We start from the raw sequence: 20,303 nt of genomic DNA, 5'->3' as shown, positions 1-20,303 counted from the left end.
AGTTGCTCTTATTTCAACAGTTTTTGAACAAGAATTTCCAGCTCGGTCAAGATGCCATCGCTATTAAGCTCTGCATTCAAAACCTGATTAACCGTTTCAAGCGCTTGTTGGTACTTATGTTCGCCCGACTCCGTAATTCGGGTATAGATGCCGCGTCGATCATCGGCGCAGGTATGCCGTTCCAGTGCTCCAACACTGGGCGCTCCCATGCGATCCACAAGGCGAGACGTCGCGCTTTGGCTTAACCCCACCAGCTCTTGGAGCTGCTGCAATCGCAGTTCTTTGCACGGCGAGCTGGAAACGAATTTAAGTACGCAAAATTCCTTTAAGGAAATATCATATTGCTTGAGCAGCGCTTGTTCCAACTTATCGTTGACGCTGGAATGGATCTGGGATACAGCCAGCCATAGATCCAGACGTTCGTTGTTGTTTTGCAAGATTCGACCACCCCGAGAATAAATGTTGATAACGTCGTCTTATTGTATCAAGCTTATCGGAAATGGTCAAAATCTCTATTCATGCGATATCCTCCTCCACGCAGTCATTACATTTAAAAAATGTCCAATTTTGCTTTTAACAATTCTATATCATCAAGGCCAGTAATAGAGTTTTTCATCGAAGCTTCATTTTTCCTTTTCTGATACCGCAAAAGCCGTTTGCCCCTCCTTCGCATGGGGACAACGGCTTTTTGATTTACAGCAGCGTCTTCTGGTGTTCGTGTTCGTATAGATCGGGGCGGCGGTCGTAGAAGGGCGCTACCGCTCCGCGTTCGCGATTCTCTCGGAGCCTGTGGAAGTCGAGCTCGACCAACACCGTCATGTTTTCGTTCGTTTCCCCGACCTGCAAGATGCCATCCGCGGCGAACGGCAGATCGCATGGGGTGAATACTCCCGCTTGGCAATACCCCATGTCCACCTGTGGACGATCCTCGGACAAGGATCCGACGAGGCCGCTCAATACGACGAACAACTGATTTTCGATCGCCCTCGCTTGGGCGCAATGCCGCACGCGATGGTACCCGAAGGAACTATCGGTATAGGAAGGGCATAGAAGCAGTTCCGCGCCGCGAAGCGCGGCTGCCCTCGCCAGCTCCGGAAACTCGATGTCGTAACAGGTCAAGATCGCCATCTTGCCCCACTCCGTGTCGAATACGTTAAGCTCGTCGCCCGCGACCAGAGGCCAGCGAATCTGCTCCTCCGGCGTAAGATGCACCTTGCACTGCGTCTCCACCCGTCCGTCGGGAAAGAAGAGGAAAGCCTTGTTCGAGTACTTGCCCTCTTCCTCTCGGCAAATATGCGTCCCTGCTAGTATGGCAATATTGCATTCTCGGCTTCGTTCTCCGAAGAACTCGATATATCTGTCCGTCAGCCCGTCCAGAAAATAACACGCTTCATCGTGCAGCATCGACGGCTCTAAGCTTAGCAAGTGTGCCGTCAAGTATTCCGGGAACACGATCATGGAGGCGCCCTGCCCGGCAGCATCCCGTACCTTCGTATCGATTCCCGTCCAGAACTCTTCTTCGGTACGGATATCGGTGAGACCGTATTGCGTTGTTGCTATCGTTAACTTCTTCATATGCACCTCTGGTATGTTTTAAGTACGAATTTGTAAAGAATAGATATCCGTCCGGCGATCCTTGAAAGACAATGCATCGTTGGACTTACGATACCTTTCCAGCGTTTCCATGTCTACCTCGGCCATGATGACCGTCTCCGTATTCTCGCTGCACTCCCCCGCGATGCCGTCGCGAGAGAAGGAAAAATCGGCCGGCGTATAAATACCGGACTGGGCGTACTGAACGTCTACGTTGTCCACATGGGTTAGATTCCMTACCGTTCCGGCGGTCACGATGAATACTTGGTTCTCGATCGCCCTGGCCTGCGCACAGTACTTCACCCTCAGGAACGTCTGCCTATCTTCAGCGCAGAAAGGAACGAATATAATCTGCGCTCCCTCCTCAGCGACGATACGCGACAACTCCGGATACTCGATATCGCTGCTGAGTTGAATCGATATTTTACCGCAATCCGTATCGAACACCCCGAGTGATCTCCCCCCGTTGATGCCCCACCACTTCCGCTCGTTCGGAGAAATATGCAGCTTGTATTGCTGCTCAATTGTGCCGTCCCGGCGGAACAAGTGAGCGACGTTGTATAGCCGGTTATTGTTCTCGACGAAGTGGGAGCCGCCTACGATATTTACGTTATATTTGACCGCGAGTTCGGAGAATAACTCCACATAGTTGGTCGTATAGGTCGTGAGCTTCCGGACGGCCAAGCTTGGAGACCGCTCATCCAAAAAGGAAAGCAGCTGCATCGTGAAGTTCTCCGGGAAAACGGCGAAATCGGACTTGTAATCCGCTGCCACGTCGACGTAATGCTCGCACTGGGTGGCGAATTCCTCGAAAGAATCGATCTTCTTCATCATATACTGGACCACGCAAATTCGGACGGGAAAAGACATTTTATAAAGCGTCTTGTTGATGCTAGGCTTGTATTCGATATTATTCCACTCTAACAGGGCCGCGAAATTTTCGGAATCGGCGTCATCGGACAAATAATTGGTAATGATCCTCTTCAGCGTAAATCCGTTCATCATCTGGAAAGTCAGCACCGAATCGTAGATGTTCTGCTGCAACACTTCCTCCGCATAAGCTCTCGGCGACAATTTATCGGAATAGTTGTGATATCCCGGGATGCGTCCCCCTACGATAATACTCTTGAGGTTAAGCTGCTCCGCCAGCCGTTTCCTTGCCTCGTATAACCTTCTGCCGATCTTCATGCGGCGGAAATCCGGGTGTACCATGACTTCCATCCCATAGAGGTTCCCGCCCCGGGGGTTATGGTTGCGAATATAGCCCTTGTCCGTGATTTCGGAATACGTATGCTGCTCCAAATAATCGTCGAAGTTCACGATCAGGCTAGAGCAGGAGCCGATAATATCACCGTCGAGCTCCACGCACATTTGGCCTTCGGGAAACGTGCGGACGTGACTTTCCAATTGATCCAGCTTCCAGGGACTCATGTTCGGAAAACAAATATTTTGCAACGCGATGATTTTATCGAAATCTTCGCGTTCAATGTTGCGGATGATAATTTTCTTTTCGAATTGCGAGATTTGATCGGTTGTCATAGAAATAAGACCCCTTTATAAATGCGTTTAACTACATTATACCACATTGAGAAGAAATGCCTTCGGCGTACTTGTCAGAGGACGGTGTCGTTTCAGCGTAACGTGTAGAGAATGGATGGGGATTTCAAGAACTTTCCTATACGTCAAAAAAGTCCACACCCCTGAACAAGAGGCATGGATAATCGGGCCTTGAATGTATATTACGAAAATTGTATTTAACTCGGAAAAATGACTTTCTTGCCCGGGAATGGGCTGCGATTCATGCCGTTATATTCGATAATTACTCAATCGCTGGACTGAGTGGATGCACAGAAGACAAAAAAGAGCTCAAATGGCTGCACAGCAGTCATTTGAACTCTTTAGAAATGCATGACCTCACGAATCATTCATGAGTCGATCGTGCAGGCAGCCGGGTTGCTTTCTTGACTATGAATTGCTCTAGATAAATACGACCTTCACTTCTTCATCCGCACTCAGAGTTACGTGAATATGTTTGCCCATTTCATCATTGAGCACTTCTGATTCACTGCCATTCACAATGGCTTTCGTCCAGGGAATTCCCGAACTTAATCTGATTGCATTCACGCTAATGCTTGAGCACAGCGTCACTTGTGATGTCCCGGTTCTTAGATCCCAAGACAGCTGCTTCACCTCTACTTGCGTTCTTGCCATAAGCCCATCCATAGATCCCGATTGCCAATCAGAAGGCAAAGCCGGAAGCAGCTCGATTTCACCCGTATTCGAGAATAGCAACGTCTCGTTAATTGAAGCAACGACGCCAAATGACGTATCGGTGCAATAGCAATGATTTCTGCGATTCGTATCATGGTCTGTCATTAACGACGGGTAATAACCGGCATCCGTCATCATGGGCAGCAGCGAAGACAGTACGCCTTCGCCTTGTTTGAGCCGCGCGCTAACTAGTGCCTTATGCATCCATCCGTGCCCCGCCGTCGCGTCCTTCGTATTGTACTTGTCTCTATTCTCAAGTGCGATCCTCGCTGCTGTAGCGAGAGCTTTATTGTTTTGCGTTTCATAAGCAGGCCAAGCGACGTACAGATGGCTCAGATGGCGGTGGTTATTATTTTCCGTATATTCATTCATCGCCCATTCACGCAAAGCGCCGTCCGCATCATATTTATAATCAGGCAACAGATTTAAGAGCGCTTCCCATTTGGCAACGGCGGCTTCATAGCCTTCGCGCTTGATGGCTTTCTCCATCGTGATGACCATTAACAGACCATCTCGCGCAGCCGAAATGTCCATGGTAGCATTAGCCGTAATCGTGCTGTTATAGCCAATCGGATTATTTTCCGGCGAATAGGTCGGGATAATCATATACTTCTCGCCTGGATTTAACGTTTCTTTACCCCTTTGATGACAAGCATTGCCGTTCTTGTCCGTGAAATATTCCGGCGTACATATCTGTTCCCAGAAGTTAGCCTGCTTCGTCAGGAGAGGAAGCAAAATATCTTCCTCCAATTCCAGATATCCCTTTCGCAATAGATTAGCGAATTCCTTATCGGAAAGCCCCCCGTCATGGACGCTGAGCAGCGGCTGCAACTCATAGATTCTCATTGTATCCACAATCGGAATTTGCTTATTGCCGTAGCATTGCCAGTATTCGTAGATCGGCAGCAGGCACCAGCTTGCCCCGGCATTCCAATACTCAAACGGATAATCGTTGTCGTATTCCACATGCATGCCGCGGTCGCCGTCAGAGTTGACGGATACCTGAAGCGCATCATGCATGCCGTAAGCCATGCGGGCATTGTATGCGAAGTCCGGCGCATTTCGCAGAAAAAATGCGATATATCCCAGCTGCGCCTGCGTCAGATGCCCCGTATTCATGGCCGCAACCTGCAAATTCACATTTGCGTCCAAGGTGTAGATGCCGCGCCAGCCCGGATTCCATTCGCCCGTCCACATGCCGTACAAGCGAGGTGCGCTTGAGCCGCCGCAGCATATCATCGCATACCGCCCCTGGTTGTAAACCTGCTCCATAAAGGCATGATTGATTCTCGATACCGTTGCTTGTTGGTTATGAATCAACGCTAGATTATCCGCCTGCTTGTCCATCTCATCGCCAGCTAACGAGAAACGGACGGCATTGAATTCAGCAGCATGCTGCTCGGTATGGGGAGCAAGGGCAGCGTAATAATCAAAACAGCCTTGAACATCACTATACTTCTGCGCGACGGTGTTCGTATGCCGGAACAACCGCTCTACGAGAGCGTATTCCGTCTGTCCGGCAAAATCTTCGATACTGCCCATCTCATAAGTTCGATTTGATTGCGTAATGAGATAGACGGCATCGGCATCTATGATTTGAATCGCCGGATTCTGCTCGCTGCCAACGTTCATTGTTTCATTTGTTTCAGAGAGCAGCACTCTTCTCTTCTTGCCGTTAACCACGAGCACCTGCGTTAACCCCGCATATCCTGCATTCGTAAGCTCGCTGCCTTCATAGGACGGGTAATGGGCGATCTGTGCAATATATTCAGCCTGCGGATGTACCAGCTTCTTATACTGAAGTGCTGTTACCTCAGAGGTGCCGTTTCGGGCACGGCTCATATTCGAAATGTCATCGATGGAGATCGTCATATTGATTTTGGTACCGGTGGCTGATTGCTCGATCTTCGTAATCGAAACATTGTCTGCTCTGGAAGTGAATGAAGTTCTCGTCCACCTGCCGAACTCATCGGTGTAACGCACGCCCGTCTCCGCCGTCTCATAATTCGTCCATCGCTCATAACGAGATACGCTTCCTCTATTTGCCGCGCTTAACCGGAGCTGATGTCCGGGGTGATAGCTGTAATAGAACGTTCTGATTCGGGTCGCGCCTCTCTCATCCTCGATCTTCCATTGGTCGTTCTGATTAAAGACGTTCCATCTCGCATCGCCAAGCTGCTCCGTTAACTCATCCGGAATGAATCTCGGATCTTTGGACGGATAGTTGAACCACATATACTGGAAAATGAAGCTGTCCGAATATGGCGAACCAGACGTAATATAACCGTTCTCGCCGTTGCCGCTAACCATGCCGTCCCGCCAAGCGTATCCTGGGTTGGAAGCCGGCACGTCCGTATAGGTGCAAACGTAATTTCCTTTTTCAAACAAACACGCAGTCGAAGTTGTCATCGTCTTATTTCCCCGCTTCCCAAAGCTCCTAGCATTTCGATATAATTATATCGATACAAGCATGAAAACGTTATTGATAGAGACGACCAAAGGCATCCTCGAGGTGTCGCATTTTGGCAGAGGAGAACAAAGATATGAACCTCCCCCCCATTAACATCGGCAATATGGATATTAAGCTTGCGCTCGGCGGATTTGCACTCAATGTCTTGTATGTGAAGTTCGGCTATTTCCATAGCTCGATGCGCGAGCACAGTCATAGCCACGGCAGCTATGAGCTTCATTACATCCCTAGCGGTCAAGGTATACTGGTCGCGGATGGGGAGCGTTATCCCCTAATGCCTGGAACGTTGTTTATGACCGGACCTGATGTCGCGCATGAGCAGATTCCGGATCAGAACGATCCTATGGCTGAATACTGTATCTTCTTCGAGGTTCTCACTGGTGACTCCCAGTTAACTGCAAATAAAAACAGCACGCATAAGGATAATCTCCTCTCGGAATTGCTGGTCAACACGCCGTTCTGGATCGGTCCGGACAACGAAAATATGATGCCGTTGTTCCAGATGCTTGCAGACGAACTGTCATCGAAGCGCCTCGGCTTTCATCACATGGCAACGAATATATTAGAAATGATCGTTACCCGAATGGTTAGACAGTATACGGAGCGCCTCTCCTCTCTAGTGGACGTTCCGGTGAAAACGTTGGATGACAGCAGACTGCTTACCATCGAGAACTGCTTCTTATACGAGTACTCTTCCATTACGCTAAAGCAGCTTGCGGACAAGCTGGGTCTGAGCACCCGCCAGACGGAGAGGACCGTACAAAAGCAATACGGCGTTTCCTTTAAGAATAAGAAACAGCAATCCCGAATGAGCGCTGCAGTCCAGCTTCTTGCAGAAACCGACTTGTCTATTAGTACCATTGCCGCAAGGATCGGCTTTGCAACCTTGGAACAATTCAGTCATTCGTTCAAACAATATTATGGAATAACGGCTACCCAATACAGGTCTCAAAAGAAATGACAACCCGATTTCCTATACTCTCCAGGAGTAACGCCTACCGTATTCCGAAAAACTTTATAGAACGTGCGGCTGTTGTCGTAACCGACGCATTTGGCGATTTTGTCCAGCGGCATATCTTTGGTGCCCTCGAGCAGCTGTTTCGCTTTCTTAATACGTACTTGATTCAAATATTTGACAAAGGTGTCGCCCGTTTCTCTTTTGAACATTTGTCCGACATAGCTTGGATGAAGGTTTAGGTTTGCGGCTATATCAGGCAAGGAAATATCTTTCATATAATTGGTTTCAATAAAGGCCTTCATGAGCGAAATATTCTCGTTTTGCGCAGAAGCCGCTAATGTGTTCGACGATAATGGCTCCGTTATGTGCTGTTTTTCCTCCAGCAGCGCCAAGGCGATTCGCTTCAGCAGCTCGGCGAGCTCCTGCTGATTGACAGGCTTGAGCATATAATCCACGACCTGCAGTTGAACCGCTTTGCGAGCATACTCGAATACATCATGTCCGGTTAGAATGATGAACCGTTTCACCTTCTTCTGCTGAGCCTGTTTTATGAACTCGAGACCATTAATCCCCGGCATATGGATATCCGTAATGATAAGGTCGGGGTGAAAATAGTCGATTTTCTCCAATGCGTCGATCCCATCGTTAGCCAATATGATTTTGCCGAACGGCGTGTTTTCTTCCTCGATCATATCGCGAATGCCCTCTAGTATGATGGGTTCGTCATCCACGATCATCAGCCTCAACATGCTTGATCTCCCCCGTTTGCAAAATAAGAGTAAACGTAGTTCCCTGTCCATCCCCGCTTGTAACAAGCATTTTCGATTCCTTGCCGAAATACGCCTTCACGCGTTCTGTTACATTGCCGAGGCCAATGCCCGTTCCTGACGATAAAGCGAGATCTGCTATACCGCCATGAAGTCTTAGCCGCAGATTCGAAAGCTTCGGTTCTGGAATACCCACTCCGTTATCCGTAACATGGATTTCAATAGCATCTTGTGCTCTCTTGAAATGGATAGCTATCTTCTTGGTACCTCGCATGTTCGACAGTCCGTGAATCATGCTATTCTCTACCAGCGGCTGCAATATAAATCTCGGACAACGAACCTTGAGCAGCTCATCATCCGTTTCAAGCTCGAACAGAAGATCCCTCATCCGAATCTGATGAATGGCGATATAGGCCTTGACATGCTCCAGCTCCTCCTGAAGCGTCGTATCATCCGATTGCGATAAACTATAGCGAAGCAGATTGCCTAAGGAATAGGCCATCTCAGCTACCGTATAATCCTTGTTCGACCTTGCAAGCATTCGCATCGTCTCCAGCGTGTTGTACAAAAAATGAGGCTGAATTTGGGCTTGCAGCATTTTGAAATCCGCATCCTTCTTGAGCAGCTCAACCTTCTGTACGTGATTAACGAGTTCATCGATGCGCCCCATCATGGCGTTGTAATTGGATATGAGGAAGCCGATCTCATCCTTGCCCAGCTTTCCCGCATACGGGGTTCCAATATCATCCAAGCCAACTTTACGCATATGACGGGACAGAAGCAAAATACGCTTTGTAAGCGATGACAATAGAACGTAATAAAATACCGAAAGCAATMCAAGCAGGACAATTCCAGCTCCTGCGAGCCAAAGCTTCGTCCATAAAAATTGGAACAAGGCGTCTTGTTTATTCACTTCAACAACGGTTAAACCGAGGCGCGGCACTTGTACGGAATTAACCATAAGTCTCTCTCCGTCAACAAGGAACGTATTGTCCTCTCTGCTCAGCACGGATGATTTGATCCTCGCAAGCAGCCCGGTACGAATGACCGTTTCCCTACTCGAGCTGAAGACAGTGCCCTCCGAATCCATCAGCAGAATCGTATTTTGCGGATGAATGGCGCTAAGCGCTTTCATAAACTCCTCTAGTAAAGCCGATTTAACCTTGATTTCAACAATGCCAAGTTCGCTGGTATATGTCTCACTATAAAGCTTGTGATAGTACACCAAGGAAGGTTCCGACCCGGCGTCGATTGATTTCTTCCACAATCCCTTCGCCGGAAGCAACTTCCTCTTCTCCTCGCTGCTCAGCTTGCTCCCTATCTCCGAATAGTCCGCGAATTCCGGGAAAGACAACAGCCTTTTCTGCGTTTTCGGGTATACGACAAGCTGCTCAACCATCGGCTCGCCAAGAGACGCGAATGCAAAAGCGGGACTGATCTCCTTTAAATACGAGTAAATCAGATCCCTGTCATACACGTAATCGCCTCGCAAGAAGTCAAGCAAAGCGGTATTATTTTGGTAGATGGAATACAAAGATTCGATCTTAGACAGACTGGCCTCCAAATTAGCGCCCTGCTGTTCGATATTTTGCTGATTGGTCAGTTGATACTGCGTAATTAATCGCCCATAGAGCTGGTTATAGACAAACGCCGAAAAAATAAGGAACGGGAGAACAATAAGAAAAATATATCCAACGACCATTTTTGTGCTAATACGCATAGGATCAGATCTCCTCGATAAACTGAAAGCAAGCGAGCTCATACGGAAAGCCGCCCTTGCGGGCTAACCTTCCATATGAGCTTATAAGCAGCCTCTTATTTCGTCAATCTATCATACTTTTCCTTTAAAGGTCCGTATTGCTCGCTCGCCCAAGCCTCCAGCTTCGACATTCMGATCTTCTCGGCTTTCTCTATCATATCTTCGTACGCTTGCAAAGCTTCGGCTTCCGTTGGCGCCAAATACACCTTCGTAACCTCCGTTTTCACCATATTATCAATATTGGTTCGAATAATCTGTTCAGGAGAATCCGTATCCGGATTAATCATGCCGATTGCTGGATTAAAGGTTGTTATTCGGGAATAGGCTTCCCCTTGACGAGTTGTTTCCGAACCTTTCTTATAAGAGCTTAATGCCATGCCAACTCCCGTCTCAGTTGGTACTCCCCACCAGTATACACCTTTTTGTTTTAGTGTCTCTAGATCTTGGACATTGTAGTTAAACTCAGGATATCCTTCTTCATTCCATGTCCAATCTTTCCCTTCTACTCCCCATTCCGCCGTACGCCAGCCCTCTTCCGAATACAAATATTCTAGGAACTTCACAGTCGCTTCTACATTTTTGTTATCCTTCGACACATACATGCCAAGTCCTCCGGTTCCCGTACTAACAACCGAGGCATCAGCTCCGAGAGGCTCGGCGAGCTGGATGAATTCTAAGCCAGAGTCTTTACTGGAAGCATTGAGGCGATCCGCGCCAGAATAGGTCCACGTGTAAGCAAAGCCTTTGCCGGAAACCATCATTTGCTCTGTCTCCGATTCATTCTTGTAGGCAAAATTTTCCGATGTAACATAACCGTTGCGGTATAAGCTGTTCATATACAGAATCGATTTACGAGTGGTTTCTTGTCTAAGATAATATTCAATCTTTCCGTCTTTATCTGCAAATCCGCCTACTGCTCCAAATTGCGTATCAAAGTAAGGACGTTGCCAGTTCGGATTAAGAATAAGCGGCGTCATGTCCGGATATTTCTCCTTTACGGCAGCAAATGCCTTATCCAAATCTTCTATCGTGTTAATTGTCGGATTGCCGATTCCCTCCAAAATATCTTTGCGAAGCGTTAGCCCCGGTACCATCATATGGGCATATGGACTCGCTTTCCACTCTGATTCAGAAGAGAAGTCATTTCTAATGGCATAATAATTTCCATCGCTTACCGTATTGACGAGCTCCTTGACCGGATCAAACTTCACGCTTGGGGCATATTTCGGAAAAATTTCATTATAAGGAAGGCTGATGTTGCCGTCCGACATGAGCTTGAAGTTGAAGGAAACAACGATATCGGGCAAATCTCCTGATGCGACCATCAGGGCAAGCTGTTTGTCATCCGTAGCTACCGTAATTTTTGGTTTAACGCCTGTCGCTTTCGTAATTGCCTCTGGTATTTCACCCTTCCAGTCTTGGAACGGATACCATGTTGCATCGACGAACATCGACAGCTCGACCGGTTCCTCTGTCCCGTTATTGCCGGAATCTTCTCCTTCCGCTTTACCATTGTTCGTGTTCGCCGTTCCGTTATTACCACTGTTACTGCAAGCAGATAGTGATCCTCCTATCAATAATAATGCTGCGAACATGACAATAACCAGTTTATAGCTCTTATTCATTCCCATACCCCCGTCTATAATAGTCTTATTTTAAGGCCGCCAGTCTCATTATGAAAGAGTCAGCCGAAAAACCGCATCAGCCTTTGACTGAACCTAACATCATGCCGGATACAAAATACTTTTGCAAAAACGGATAAACACCGAGAATAGGAACGATCGATACGACCATTGCTGTCGCTTGGACAGAGAAAGGCGTAACGCTGGAACGCGACATCGCTGCCGCTTGCGCATCTCCCGACGGGACCATGGATTGGTTAATGACCTGCATCATCCGGTAGGTCAGCGTACGAAGGCCCTCGTCCTGTACGAAGTAAGCCGAATCCAGCCAAGCATTCCATTGACCGGAGCCGATGAACAAACTCATCGTGGCAAGCAGCGGCATCGAGACAGGAAGAATAATTTTGGCAAAAATCCGCACCTCCGATGCCCCGTCGATTCTTGCCGACTCACCCAGCTCCTCGGGAATGTCAGTAAAGAAAGAGATCGCGATCAATAGGAAAAATAAATTCAGCATACCCGGGATAACATAAACGCCGAATGTATTGATGAGCCCAAGGCTCTTCAGCACGATGTAGAAAGCGATAATGCCGCCGGAGAAATTCATTGCTACTACAACAATCGTAAAGTAGCTCTTGCGGAAAATGAGATCCCTCTTCGCTAGGCCATATGCGACAAGCCCGGTGAACAAGACGCCTAGAACAGTGCCCACGATGGTCCTTAGCAACGAAATGCCGAAGGAGCTGATCCACTTCGGATCCTCGAGAAAATAGAGATAGTTGCCAAATGTGAACTGCCTAGGCCACAAGTACATGCCTCCGGCCGCAGTGTCGGTGCCGGCATTAAAGGTAATCAACAAAATATAGTAAAACGGATATAGCGTTCCAAAGACAACAACGACGAGAATAATCGTAATGATCGTGTCCAGTATCCGATCCTCTAGCGTTTTTCTTCTGCGCATGATGAATTCACCACTCTCTTGTTACTTATTGAATCAGAACAATCCGTTGCCCGACACGCGTTTGGCTATAGCGTTGCTGCTGAATATCAGGATCACGGAAATAACCGATTGCATAAGATCGATTGCCGTAGCGAACGAGAATCTGCCTTGGGCCAGACCGATCGTGAAGGCATAGGTTTGAATGATTTGCGACTTCTCGCTGTTAATCGTATTGCCAAGCAGCATCGATTGCTCGAAGTTCGATCCGACTAATCCTCCGCCAAGCATGCTGCCGATCGTTAGGATTAAGACAACGATGCTTGCCCCCTTTAAACCAGGCAGCGTAATGTGGATAATTCGCTTAAGACGCCCCGCGCCATCCATCTCGGCAGCCTCGTATAGCGACGGATCAATGCCGGCAAGCGCTGCAAGGAATATAATCGTCCACCAGCCCGCTTCCTTCCATATGGCTGTCGAAACTGCTAGTCCCCAGAAAGCATCCGGATCGGTTAGGATGGCGAGCGGCTCCTTGATCAGATGAAGCGACAGCAGAAAATCGTTGACGATGCCGAAGCTTGAGGAGAAGAAGGCAAACGATATGCCGGTAACGACAACCCATGAAATGAAATGAGGCAAATAGCTGACCGTTTGTACGAACCGTTTCACGAATACATGCCTGACTTCGCTTAAGATGATGGCGAACAGGATTGGAATCGGATAAGAAAAAATGACTTTCAAAATGCTAAGCACCAACGTATTGCGCACTAGCATCGGAAAATTATAGTCGTTGATGAGCTCCTTAAAGTGAGAGAATCCTGCCCAGGAGCTGCTAAAAATGCCGTCGATGCCGGTTGATATTTTATAATTTTTGAAGGCAATGATGATACCGAACATCGGAATGTAACTGAACACGAGCAGGAACAACAATCCGATCCATACGAATATCTGGAAGGGCAACTGTCTTTTGAACTGCTTTAAAAATACGGATTTCTGAATGGGGTTCGCCTCTCCTTTCGGTCTATTTCATGCGAGCTAGCTACGCTGCGACCTCTTGTTTCTCATTATAAAAGCGCATACATTCCATGAAAACGGTTCATTTCGCATAAAATGATGTCCTTTTTCAAGGTGGATCATACGGCAAAAAAAGAACCAATCATTGATGTAATCAATGATTGGTTCTCATATTGTCAAGAAACCCAAGTTGCTTTCGAAACTATGGGTTTCTCTTTTTGTTTTTTAGAATATTTTTGGAAATTACTAAGGGATTTATCTTCTTGTGCCCTCCGTTCCATCAATGGCTGGACGACCATTATCCTGCGAGTAAAGATGGGGAAACTTTCTCATCGGTGAAGGTGAAGTTGATATGTTTATCAATCTTGCGAAGCATATGATCAACAGGTACTAAATCTTCAATGGATACCAACTCGTACTTTTGTTGCTTATCTCGATTATTGCGTAGCATAGTGACACCATCCGTTCGTATAAGTTATTATCATTATACTATATTAAAGCGGTGTCGTCTTAAATTATCTAAACATAAAGAAGACTGTCGAGACTTTCTCGACAGCCTGAGAACGCACCCTGATTTCTCAAGGTGCGTTCTGTTTGATGGAACCTAAGAAGAAGTGAACTTATGACCTCATCGCAACCAGCGACGAGGCTAACTCTCAAGATCACTTCTTCGCCTTATAGAACTCGTGATATAACATCATCAACGCCCGCTTCTCAATTCGAGAAACGTAGCTCCGGCTAATGCCCAGCTCCTTCTCGATCTCCCTCTGCGTTCGCTCGTCGCCGCTGTGGAAGATTATTCTGTTAAATGCATCAGGGTTATTCATTTCGGCATCGCATCAGCTATGGGTCACGTCTGTTGGTAAGTGTCGACTTGAGCCGGCTTGTACATCCGTATAAAGCTCAATCTTCAGCCATTTGCACCATACAATCATGCTGCAAGCCGTAATGAACGCGCCAAACAACACATCGGTAGCAAAATGATCGCCCATAACGATTCGGCTATACGAAGTACAGAGCCCCCATGCAATCGCAATGATAAGCATGGTGTTGCGCCATATTTTAACGAAAGGCATGAATAACATCCAGACTAGCATCGTCCATCCGTTAGCTGAATGACCCGATGGAAACGATTTGAACACCTCTGCGGTAACGCCGTTCTTCTGAATGCCATTAGGGAGAAACCAATTGGTAAATTGCGAATAATCACCATTCATGTTACGAAACCGCATTCGTCCCCAGAAAATCTTGAGAACGTTGACCACGATCATTTCCGTGAAAACAATGCCGATACCAGCCCAAGCAGCCATATTGTACACCTTAATTTTCTCATCTGGAACCTGATTAAGCAGCAGCTGTACGATGACCGATACAATAATGACTGCGACAACACTTGCCAGCAAAACGCTTCCGCCATCCCAACCGAATTGACGCGAGACTCCGATAAAGATCATCCCGATGCCGCCAAGTCCCATAAAAAATGCACTTGCAATTCGAATGGCGAGCTTCCTGCCGAATGGTTTATCCCTTGCGTTTCTGAATAAGATATTTCCAGCTATGAAGAAGATCATAAAAGCGGGATGCTCTCCAAAGTTTTCAAAAAAAGCTCCAAATCGGGAATGCGTCTCGTTGTACACAGCTTTAGACAAGCTCATATCAGCAAAACTAAAGACAAGCATTAACGCTGCCCATCCGAGAAATAAACCAAGCATAAATCGTTTTGAACCTTTTGTTTGCATAACGACCCCTCCATAGTAAGGTATCCTTATAATTACATCAGCTATGAGTTGCGGGAGCATTCAATTGGGAGAGCAAATGCTCCAACATTTCATCTGAAAACGAACCTTGGCTGAAGGAAACGAGACTCCGGAGCGGCATTGCACCCAAAGCCGCTTGCATGATCTTTGACATTTTTTCATCCCCCTCGGCAATCCCCATAGACGCTTGGAAATTTTGTGTCAAAGCCTGAATCATAGGTGCTGCAGCAGGGTTGCTCATTAGCTCGCCCAGCAAAGAGTTCCGCGTGTACGTTTGGCGCAGTGTCACCGTCGATTCTACTTCAAGCAAAGCTTGTTGGAAGATATCTCTCGATGAACAGCCAACCATAACTGCAAATTCACCGCTCTCTACATGCCAATCTTTCAGTTCTACATTGTAATAGGCAAAGGCTCTTTTATCGAGTTTAAATGTAACTGTCGTTTGTTCACCCGGCTTCAGGTCAACCTTGGCAAACTCTCTTAACTCTTTGTCCGGCCGTATCACCGTGCTCTCCATATCTTTCACATATAGCTGCACGGTCTCTTTCCCGGAACGAGTCCCTGTATTCGTAACGGTCACCTGAACTTCAACCGTTTCCGTATCGTTCATATGCGAACGGCTGAGCGTAAGATTCGAGTATTCGAAGGTTGTATAGCTGAGCCCATGCCCGAACGGGAACAGGGGAGTCATTTTCTTCGTATCATAATAACGATAACCAACGAAGATGCCTTCTTTGTATTCCACTCGATTGCCTTCCCCTGGGAAGCTTAGGAAAGAAGGATTGTCCTCCAGCTTCTCCGGGAATGTCTCCGCAAGCTTGCCGCTCGGGTTTACCTCACCGTAAAGGATATCCGCCAGAGCCCCTCCTATTGCTTGCCCGCCTAAATAAGCTTCAACGATCGCGCTTACCGACGATACCCATGGCATTTCCAATGCGGAGCCGTTCATAAGCACGACGACAACCTTGTTATGAACGGACGCTACGGCTTCAATAAGCTGTTCTTGGTTGTAAGGAAGACGCAGATGCCTGCGGTCAGAAAGTTCGGATTCAAACCCATCAGGTATCCCCGCATAGATAACCGCAATATCTGCTTTCTCCGCTGCTCGCTTAGCCTCTTCCATTAGCCTTTTGTCTACCTCTTCAGTATCAAGAATATAACCTGGTGCATAGGAGAGGTTAGCCGTATTTGAAGCAAGCTGCTTCATCTCATGAAGCGGAATGTCAACTTGGGTCGGAACAACAATCGCACTTCCGCTGCCTTGGAATTTAGGGTTTTGAGCCATAGCGCCGATGATTGCGACTTTACTGCTTTTCTCCAGAGGGAGTACGCCGTTCGTATTTTTCAAAAGCACGATGCTTTCACCCGCTGCTTTACGTGCAAGCCGATGAGAATCCTCTTGATTGAATGAAACATGCTCCTTCTTGTTGTCTACATGCCTAAAGATGAGCTGAACGACCCGTTCAACAGCAAGGTCCAGTACCTCAACCGACAAGGTTTCATTCTGAACGGCCTGAATGATTTTTTTCTCGCTAAGGCCGTTGTTTCCAGGCATTTCAAGCTCAAGGCCAGCAGCTATTGCATCTGCAATCTGATCCACAGCGCCCCAGTCGGATACGACTACTCCATCGAACCCCCATTCCTTTCGTAATACGTCGCCTATCAGATATTCATTTTGCGAAGCATAATAGCCATTAATCTTGTTATAAGCCGTCATTACGGTCCAAGGCTGCCCCTTCTTCACGGCACCCTCGAAGCTGGTCAAATAGATTTCGTGCAAGGTACGCAGATCGATACTGGCATCGTAACTCATCCGGCGATGTTCTTGATTGTTCACGGCGAAGTGTTTCAATGAGGTGCCAACTCCTTGACTTTGCACGCCTTGGATTTGACTTGCTGCTAATTCAGATGATAAATAGGGGTCTTCGGAGAAATATTCAAAATTTCTGCCGCCAAGGGGAGACCGTTTAATATTGGTACCAGGCCCAAGAAGTACGGCAACGTCTTCCGCCTGACAAACCTCGCCAAGTGCGACTCCTACATCATGGAGCAATTCACGATTCCACGAGCTGGCTAGTGCTGCTGCAGATGGAAAGCAAGCGGAGGGAATGCCGTTGCCCATATTTAATCCTTCTGATGAACCAGCTTGTTTATGAAGGCCATTCGGACCGTTAGCAACCATTATAGAAGGGATACCAAGCCGTTCAACACCTTTCAGATGCCACACGTCCAAGCCGGAGCACATCCCTGCTTTTTCCTCCAACGTCATTTGAGCTACTAGTTTTCTTGCGTCTCGGTTCATGTTAATTCCCCCTGCTGTTAGATTTGATCAAATTGATACATACAAATTCCAATTATTAATGTTGATAATAGCTCAGCTGTCCTTTTTATTCATTCCAAACCACTCGTTCGCCTGTTCCGTTTTCTATTTCGTTAACGCTTACTTTTTCATCCGAGATCAAAACGGACATAAAGAAAAGGAACACCCGCTTCCCGCGAACGTCCCTTGAACTGCCTTGCCATCTATTAATATTTGCGATTTATAATCAAAAGCCGTATCTCATGAGGCTCCAGAGTCGCTTTCAGCTCGAGATTATCTTGAGCCAATTCGATTCGTGTCCGGTAGCCCGGTTCCGCCCTCCGATTTAAGTGCTGGTAACCAGCTGCGGATAACATGTCCGGTCCCCCCATCTCGACCCAGGCGTCGTAAGACGAGCCTTGATTACGATTAACCCATTGCTCTTCTATGACAAATTTGCCACTTAGACCATGCAAGCGTAAACCCACTTCTTCCGCCTCGGTATTCAGGAAGACGCCATAACGCGAGGTCTCCGAGAGCTGAGAATAATCGAATTGGTCATACAGCTCGTTATAATGACAATAATGATCGAAGAGGACCTGATACTCATCCCCTCTCCGCGTTACAATAACGCCTTCCTTCTGCAGGACGATTTCATCGCCGAGCTTAGCAAGGAAAGAAAAGGCATGAAACCCTGCTTTCTTAATTCCGTTGTACGTCATGAGACCAAAGCCGCCGTGAAACAACGGCTGAGGCAGACGAAACTCTTCGTGAAGATCCGTCGCCGTCCAGAAGCCCAGCCCTTCGACATTCTGACCTATCCGCAGCGCCGTACGGACAATGAATGCTGCCATATAACAGGTATCGTGAACAAGGTCACGACAATCGGTATTCGCATTCCATTCGGTAATCCACCTCTCTGACGTCGTCATCGGCAGGATGCTTGACTCTGCAAGCTCTTGTTCGACAGCTAATGGGATCGTATTGGCGTCACCGAGACGAACATCGGTAAGCCTATTCAATAATTCAGAGTGAAAATGATCGTCAAAATTCGAATCTGCCAGCAGCTCCGCAGCGGCTAGCGACGTTTCTCCCACATTCGTAAAGCGCGATAGATGATAGACGTGAAACGAGTAAAAATCGAGCTTCAGATCATGCTTACGCGCGTATTTGGCAAAATCACGAAGCCACTCTCCGTCTCCAACCATGCTTAGGTTGCCGAAGCCGCCGATCCTCAATCTGGAATCAATTGCTTTCAAGCGCTCGAAGCTTGCACGGAAAAACTCAAAAAACTGCTTGCGTGACCCTTTCCAAAAGACGCCTTCAATATCGGGTTCATTCCAAAACTCAAAGTACCAAGTCGTTACCTCCGCAATACCGTAACGGTTCAGAAGATGTCGAATAAACGCTTCAATCAAATCAAGCCAGCGAACCGTATCTTTCGGAGGCGTTACGTTTGCCTTCCACCAGAAGATTTCACCATCCGAAGATGCAAGCTGCGTCGGCATAAAACCAAGCTCTAGAAAGGGCCTCACACCTTCGCTGATCAAGTTATCAAGCAGTGTGTCGATATGGTTAAAGTTATAGTACACGCTTCCGTCTGACCGCTCATTATAAATGAGCAGCTCATCTGCGAAAATACCATGAAACCTCACGTATTCAAAACCAATATCCCTTTGCAAAATTCGGAGCTGGTCTCGGAAGTCCGAACGCAGGCCGTGCAATGCGTATCCGAAAGTCATAAGACGCGTCCACGTATGGCGCAGCTTGTCTGCTCCCGGCATGTCTGTGCGAGCTTCATAAACGACCGAGCGGGCCGGCATAACCTCATGGAACTGTCGTTGATCGACTTCGCTAAGATCTGCATACTTGAACAGCTCCGCCAGTGTCTCCTTGCTGTTAATGCTGAAATAGTCTTTTGGTCTTTCAGAGCTCACATCTACGCTTTGCAACTCGCGAAATACAGTGGGTGTCGTACCGAGCACTTCTCGGAAGACACGATAGTAGGATTTTGCATCGGGGAACCCGTACTCAAGCGCGATTTCCACGATCGTCCGATCCGTCAGCTTGAGCGGTCTTAGAGACTTGTTCAGCCTAATATTCTCAATAAACTTCTTCACCGAAATTCCCATATTGGTCTTAAAATAAGTCGACAAATACGGAGGCGTCAAAAAGAAGCGATCAGCAATCTGATTCAAGCTTAAAGTCGAATCGGCAGAATGGGCATTAATGTATTTCAATATCTCAAGCAGCCTCTGATCATCTTCACGCACATGCATGTCATTGTTCTGCTCMGGCATAGAGAACCGAGAGGTTAGAATGATAAGAAGATCAAGCAAATGACGCTCGACAAGCAGCCTCTGGGGCTCTTCACGGTTAATGACAACTTTCATAAGAGAAGCTAGCAGCGTACGGATTCTGTCGTATTCCTTCTCTCGGGCCAGGTCGTGATCTCCCGAATTAAGCCGGAATCTCATGACGCCCGTCTCGACGCCAAATCTTCGAAACTGCTCAAGATTGAACTGAAGAATCAATAGATGAGTCCCTTCCTGCTGATCAAGCGAGCGGATAAAATGGATCTCGTTGCGGTTCACGAGAAAGATGTCTCCGACGTTCAGAATCGTTCCTTGCTTATCTATCATGATTTCAATAGATCCCTTCAGAATGAACAGAATTTCCGTTTCTTCGTGCCAGTGGTACGGAAAAAACTCGACTAATTGGGTAAAGATTTTAATTGGAATATGGCCATCCTGCTTGATCGTTTCATAATGAAACTGCATATCCACTGCCCCTTCGACAAATTCACAATGTTACCTTTATCATAGGACATTGTCTAAAAATGCGCAAAAAGAACCT

The 20,303-nt window shown here is 47.4% G+C and carries 13 protein-coding genes and 2 pseudogenes; 1 reads left to right on the top strand and 14 read right to left on the bottom strand.

Annotation, left to right across the window (positions count from 1 at the left end):
* Positions 1–8 precede the first annotated feature (8 nt).
* The 4 genes from AC1DF0_RS26235 to AC1DF0_RS26220 all read right to left on the bottom strand — a co-directional run bounded on the left by AC1DF0_RS26235 (position 9) and on the right by AC1DF0_RS26220 (position 6,273).
* Positions 9–437 (bottom strand): MarR family winged helix-turn-helix transcriptional regulator, encoded by a 429-nt coding sequence (locus AC1DF0_RS26235; RefSeq protein WP_442052618.1) that lies wholly within the window; start codon positions 435–437, stop codon positions 9–11.
* Positions 438–693: 256 nt separating this feature from the next.
* Positions 694–1,575 (bottom strand): carbon-nitrogen hydrolase family protein, encoded by an 882-nt coding sequence (locus AC1DF0_RS26230; RefSeq protein WP_442052617.1) that lies wholly within the window; start codon positions 1,573–1,575, stop codon positions 694–696.
* 18 nt (positions 1,576–1,593) lie between these two features.
* Positions 1,594–3,132: a GNAT family N-acetyltransferase gene (locus AC1DF0_RS26225; protein WP_477576197.1), complete on the bottom strand. Its 1,539-nt coding sequence runs from the start codon at positions 3,130–3,132 to the stop codon at positions 1,594–1,596.
* A 438-nt stretch (positions 3,133–3,570) separates the two neighbouring features.
* Complete coding sequence (locus tag AC1DF0_RS26220) at positions 3,571–6,273, bottom strand: glycosyl hydrolase family 95 catalytic domain-containing protein (RefSeq protein WP_477576195.1); 2,703 nt, start codon at positions 6,271–6,273, stop codon at positions 3,571–3,573.
* A gap of 134 nt (positions 6,274–6,407) precedes the next feature.
* On the opposite strand from AC1DF0_RS26220, the gene AC1DF0_RS26215 reads away from it, so the two are divergent.
* Positions 6,408–7,295 carry an AraC family transcriptional regulator gene (locus tag AC1DF0_RS26215; RefSeq protein WP_442052614.1) on the top strand — a complete coding sequence of 296 codons (888 nt, stop codon included), beginning with the start codon at positions 6,408–6,410 and terminating at the stop codon, positions 7,293–7,295.
* Here the strand turns inward: AC1DF0_RS26215 and AC1DF0_RS26210 are convergent.
* From AC1DF0_RS26210 to AC1DF0_RS26165, 10 genes and pseudogenes are all read right to left on the bottom strand, one after another.
* On the bottom strand, positions 7,283–8,041 hold the full coding sequence (locus AC1DF0_RS26210) for a response regulator transcription factor (RefSeq protein ID WP_477576192.1): 759 nt from the start codon (positions 8,039–8,041) through the stop codon (positions 7,283–7,285). The genes AC1DF0_RS26215 and AC1DF0_RS26210 overlap by 13 nt on opposite strands.
* Positions 8,016–9,779, bottom strand: a complete 1,764-nt coding sequence (locus tag AC1DF0_RS26205; RefSeq protein ID WP_477576190.1) for a sensor histidine kinase — start codon at positions 9,777–9,779, stop codon at positions 8,016–8,018. The genes AC1DF0_RS26210 and AC1DF0_RS26205 overlap by 26 nt, the downstream gene beginning before the upstream one ends.
* 95 nt (positions 9,780–9,874) lie before the next feature.
* On the bottom strand, positions 9,875–11,443 hold the full coding sequence (locus tag AC1DF0_RS26200) for an extracellular solute-binding protein (protein ID WP_477576188.1): 1,569 nt from the start codon (positions 11,441–11,443) through the stop codon (positions 9,875–9,877).
* A 76-nt stretch (positions 11,444–11,519) separates the two neighbouring features.
* Complete coding sequence (locus AC1DF0_RS26195) at positions 11,520–12,401, bottom strand: carbohydrate ABC transporter permease (protein WP_477576186.1); 882 nt, start codon at positions 12,399–12,401, stop codon at positions 11,520–11,522.
* A 33-nt stretch (positions 12,402–12,434) separates the two neighbouring features.
* Complete coding sequence (locus AC1DF0_RS26190; protein ID WP_477576184.1) at positions 12,435–13,337, bottom strand: ABC transporter permease; 903 nt, start codon at positions 13,335–13,337, stop codon at positions 12,435–12,437.
* 333 nt (positions 13,338–13,670) lie between these two features.
* A pseudogene (locus AC1DF0_RS26185) lies at positions 13,671–13,842 on the bottom strand (transposase); the annotation flags it as partial.
* 211 nt (positions 13,843–14,053) lie between these two features.
* A pseudogene (locus AC1DF0_RS26180) lies at positions 14,054–14,176 on the bottom strand (sigma factor-like helix-turn-helix DNA-binding protein); the annotation flags it as partial.
* Between the two features lie 54 nt (positions 14,177–14,230).
* Entirely contained in the window at positions 14,231–15,130 is a 900-nt protein-coding gene (locus tag AC1DF0_RS26175) for a phosphatase PAP2 family protein (RefSeq protein WP_477576182.1), read from the bottom strand.
* 37 nt (positions 15,131–15,167) lie between these two features.
* A complete protein-coding gene (locus AC1DF0_RS26170) occupies positions 15,168–17,450 on the bottom strand; it encodes a glycoside hydrolase family 3 C-terminal domain-containing protein (protein WP_477576180.1) in 2,283 nt (760 codons plus the stop codon).
* A gap of 224 nt (positions 17,451–17,674) precedes the next feature.
* Positions 17,675–20,227 carry a GH39 family glycosyl hydrolase gene (locus tag AC1DF0_RS26165; RefSeq protein ID WP_477576178.1) on the bottom strand — a complete coding sequence of 851 codons (2,553 nt, stop codon included), beginning with the start codon at positions 20,225–20,227 and terminating at the stop codon, positions 17,675–17,677.
* Positions 20,228–20,303: the final 76 nt, after the last annotated feature.

It is taken from the genome of Paenibacillus sp. 05T425 (assembly GCF_056396205.1).
Note: the sequence above shows the minus strand (reverse complement) of the source record. Positions and strands in the feature narration are given on the sequence as shown.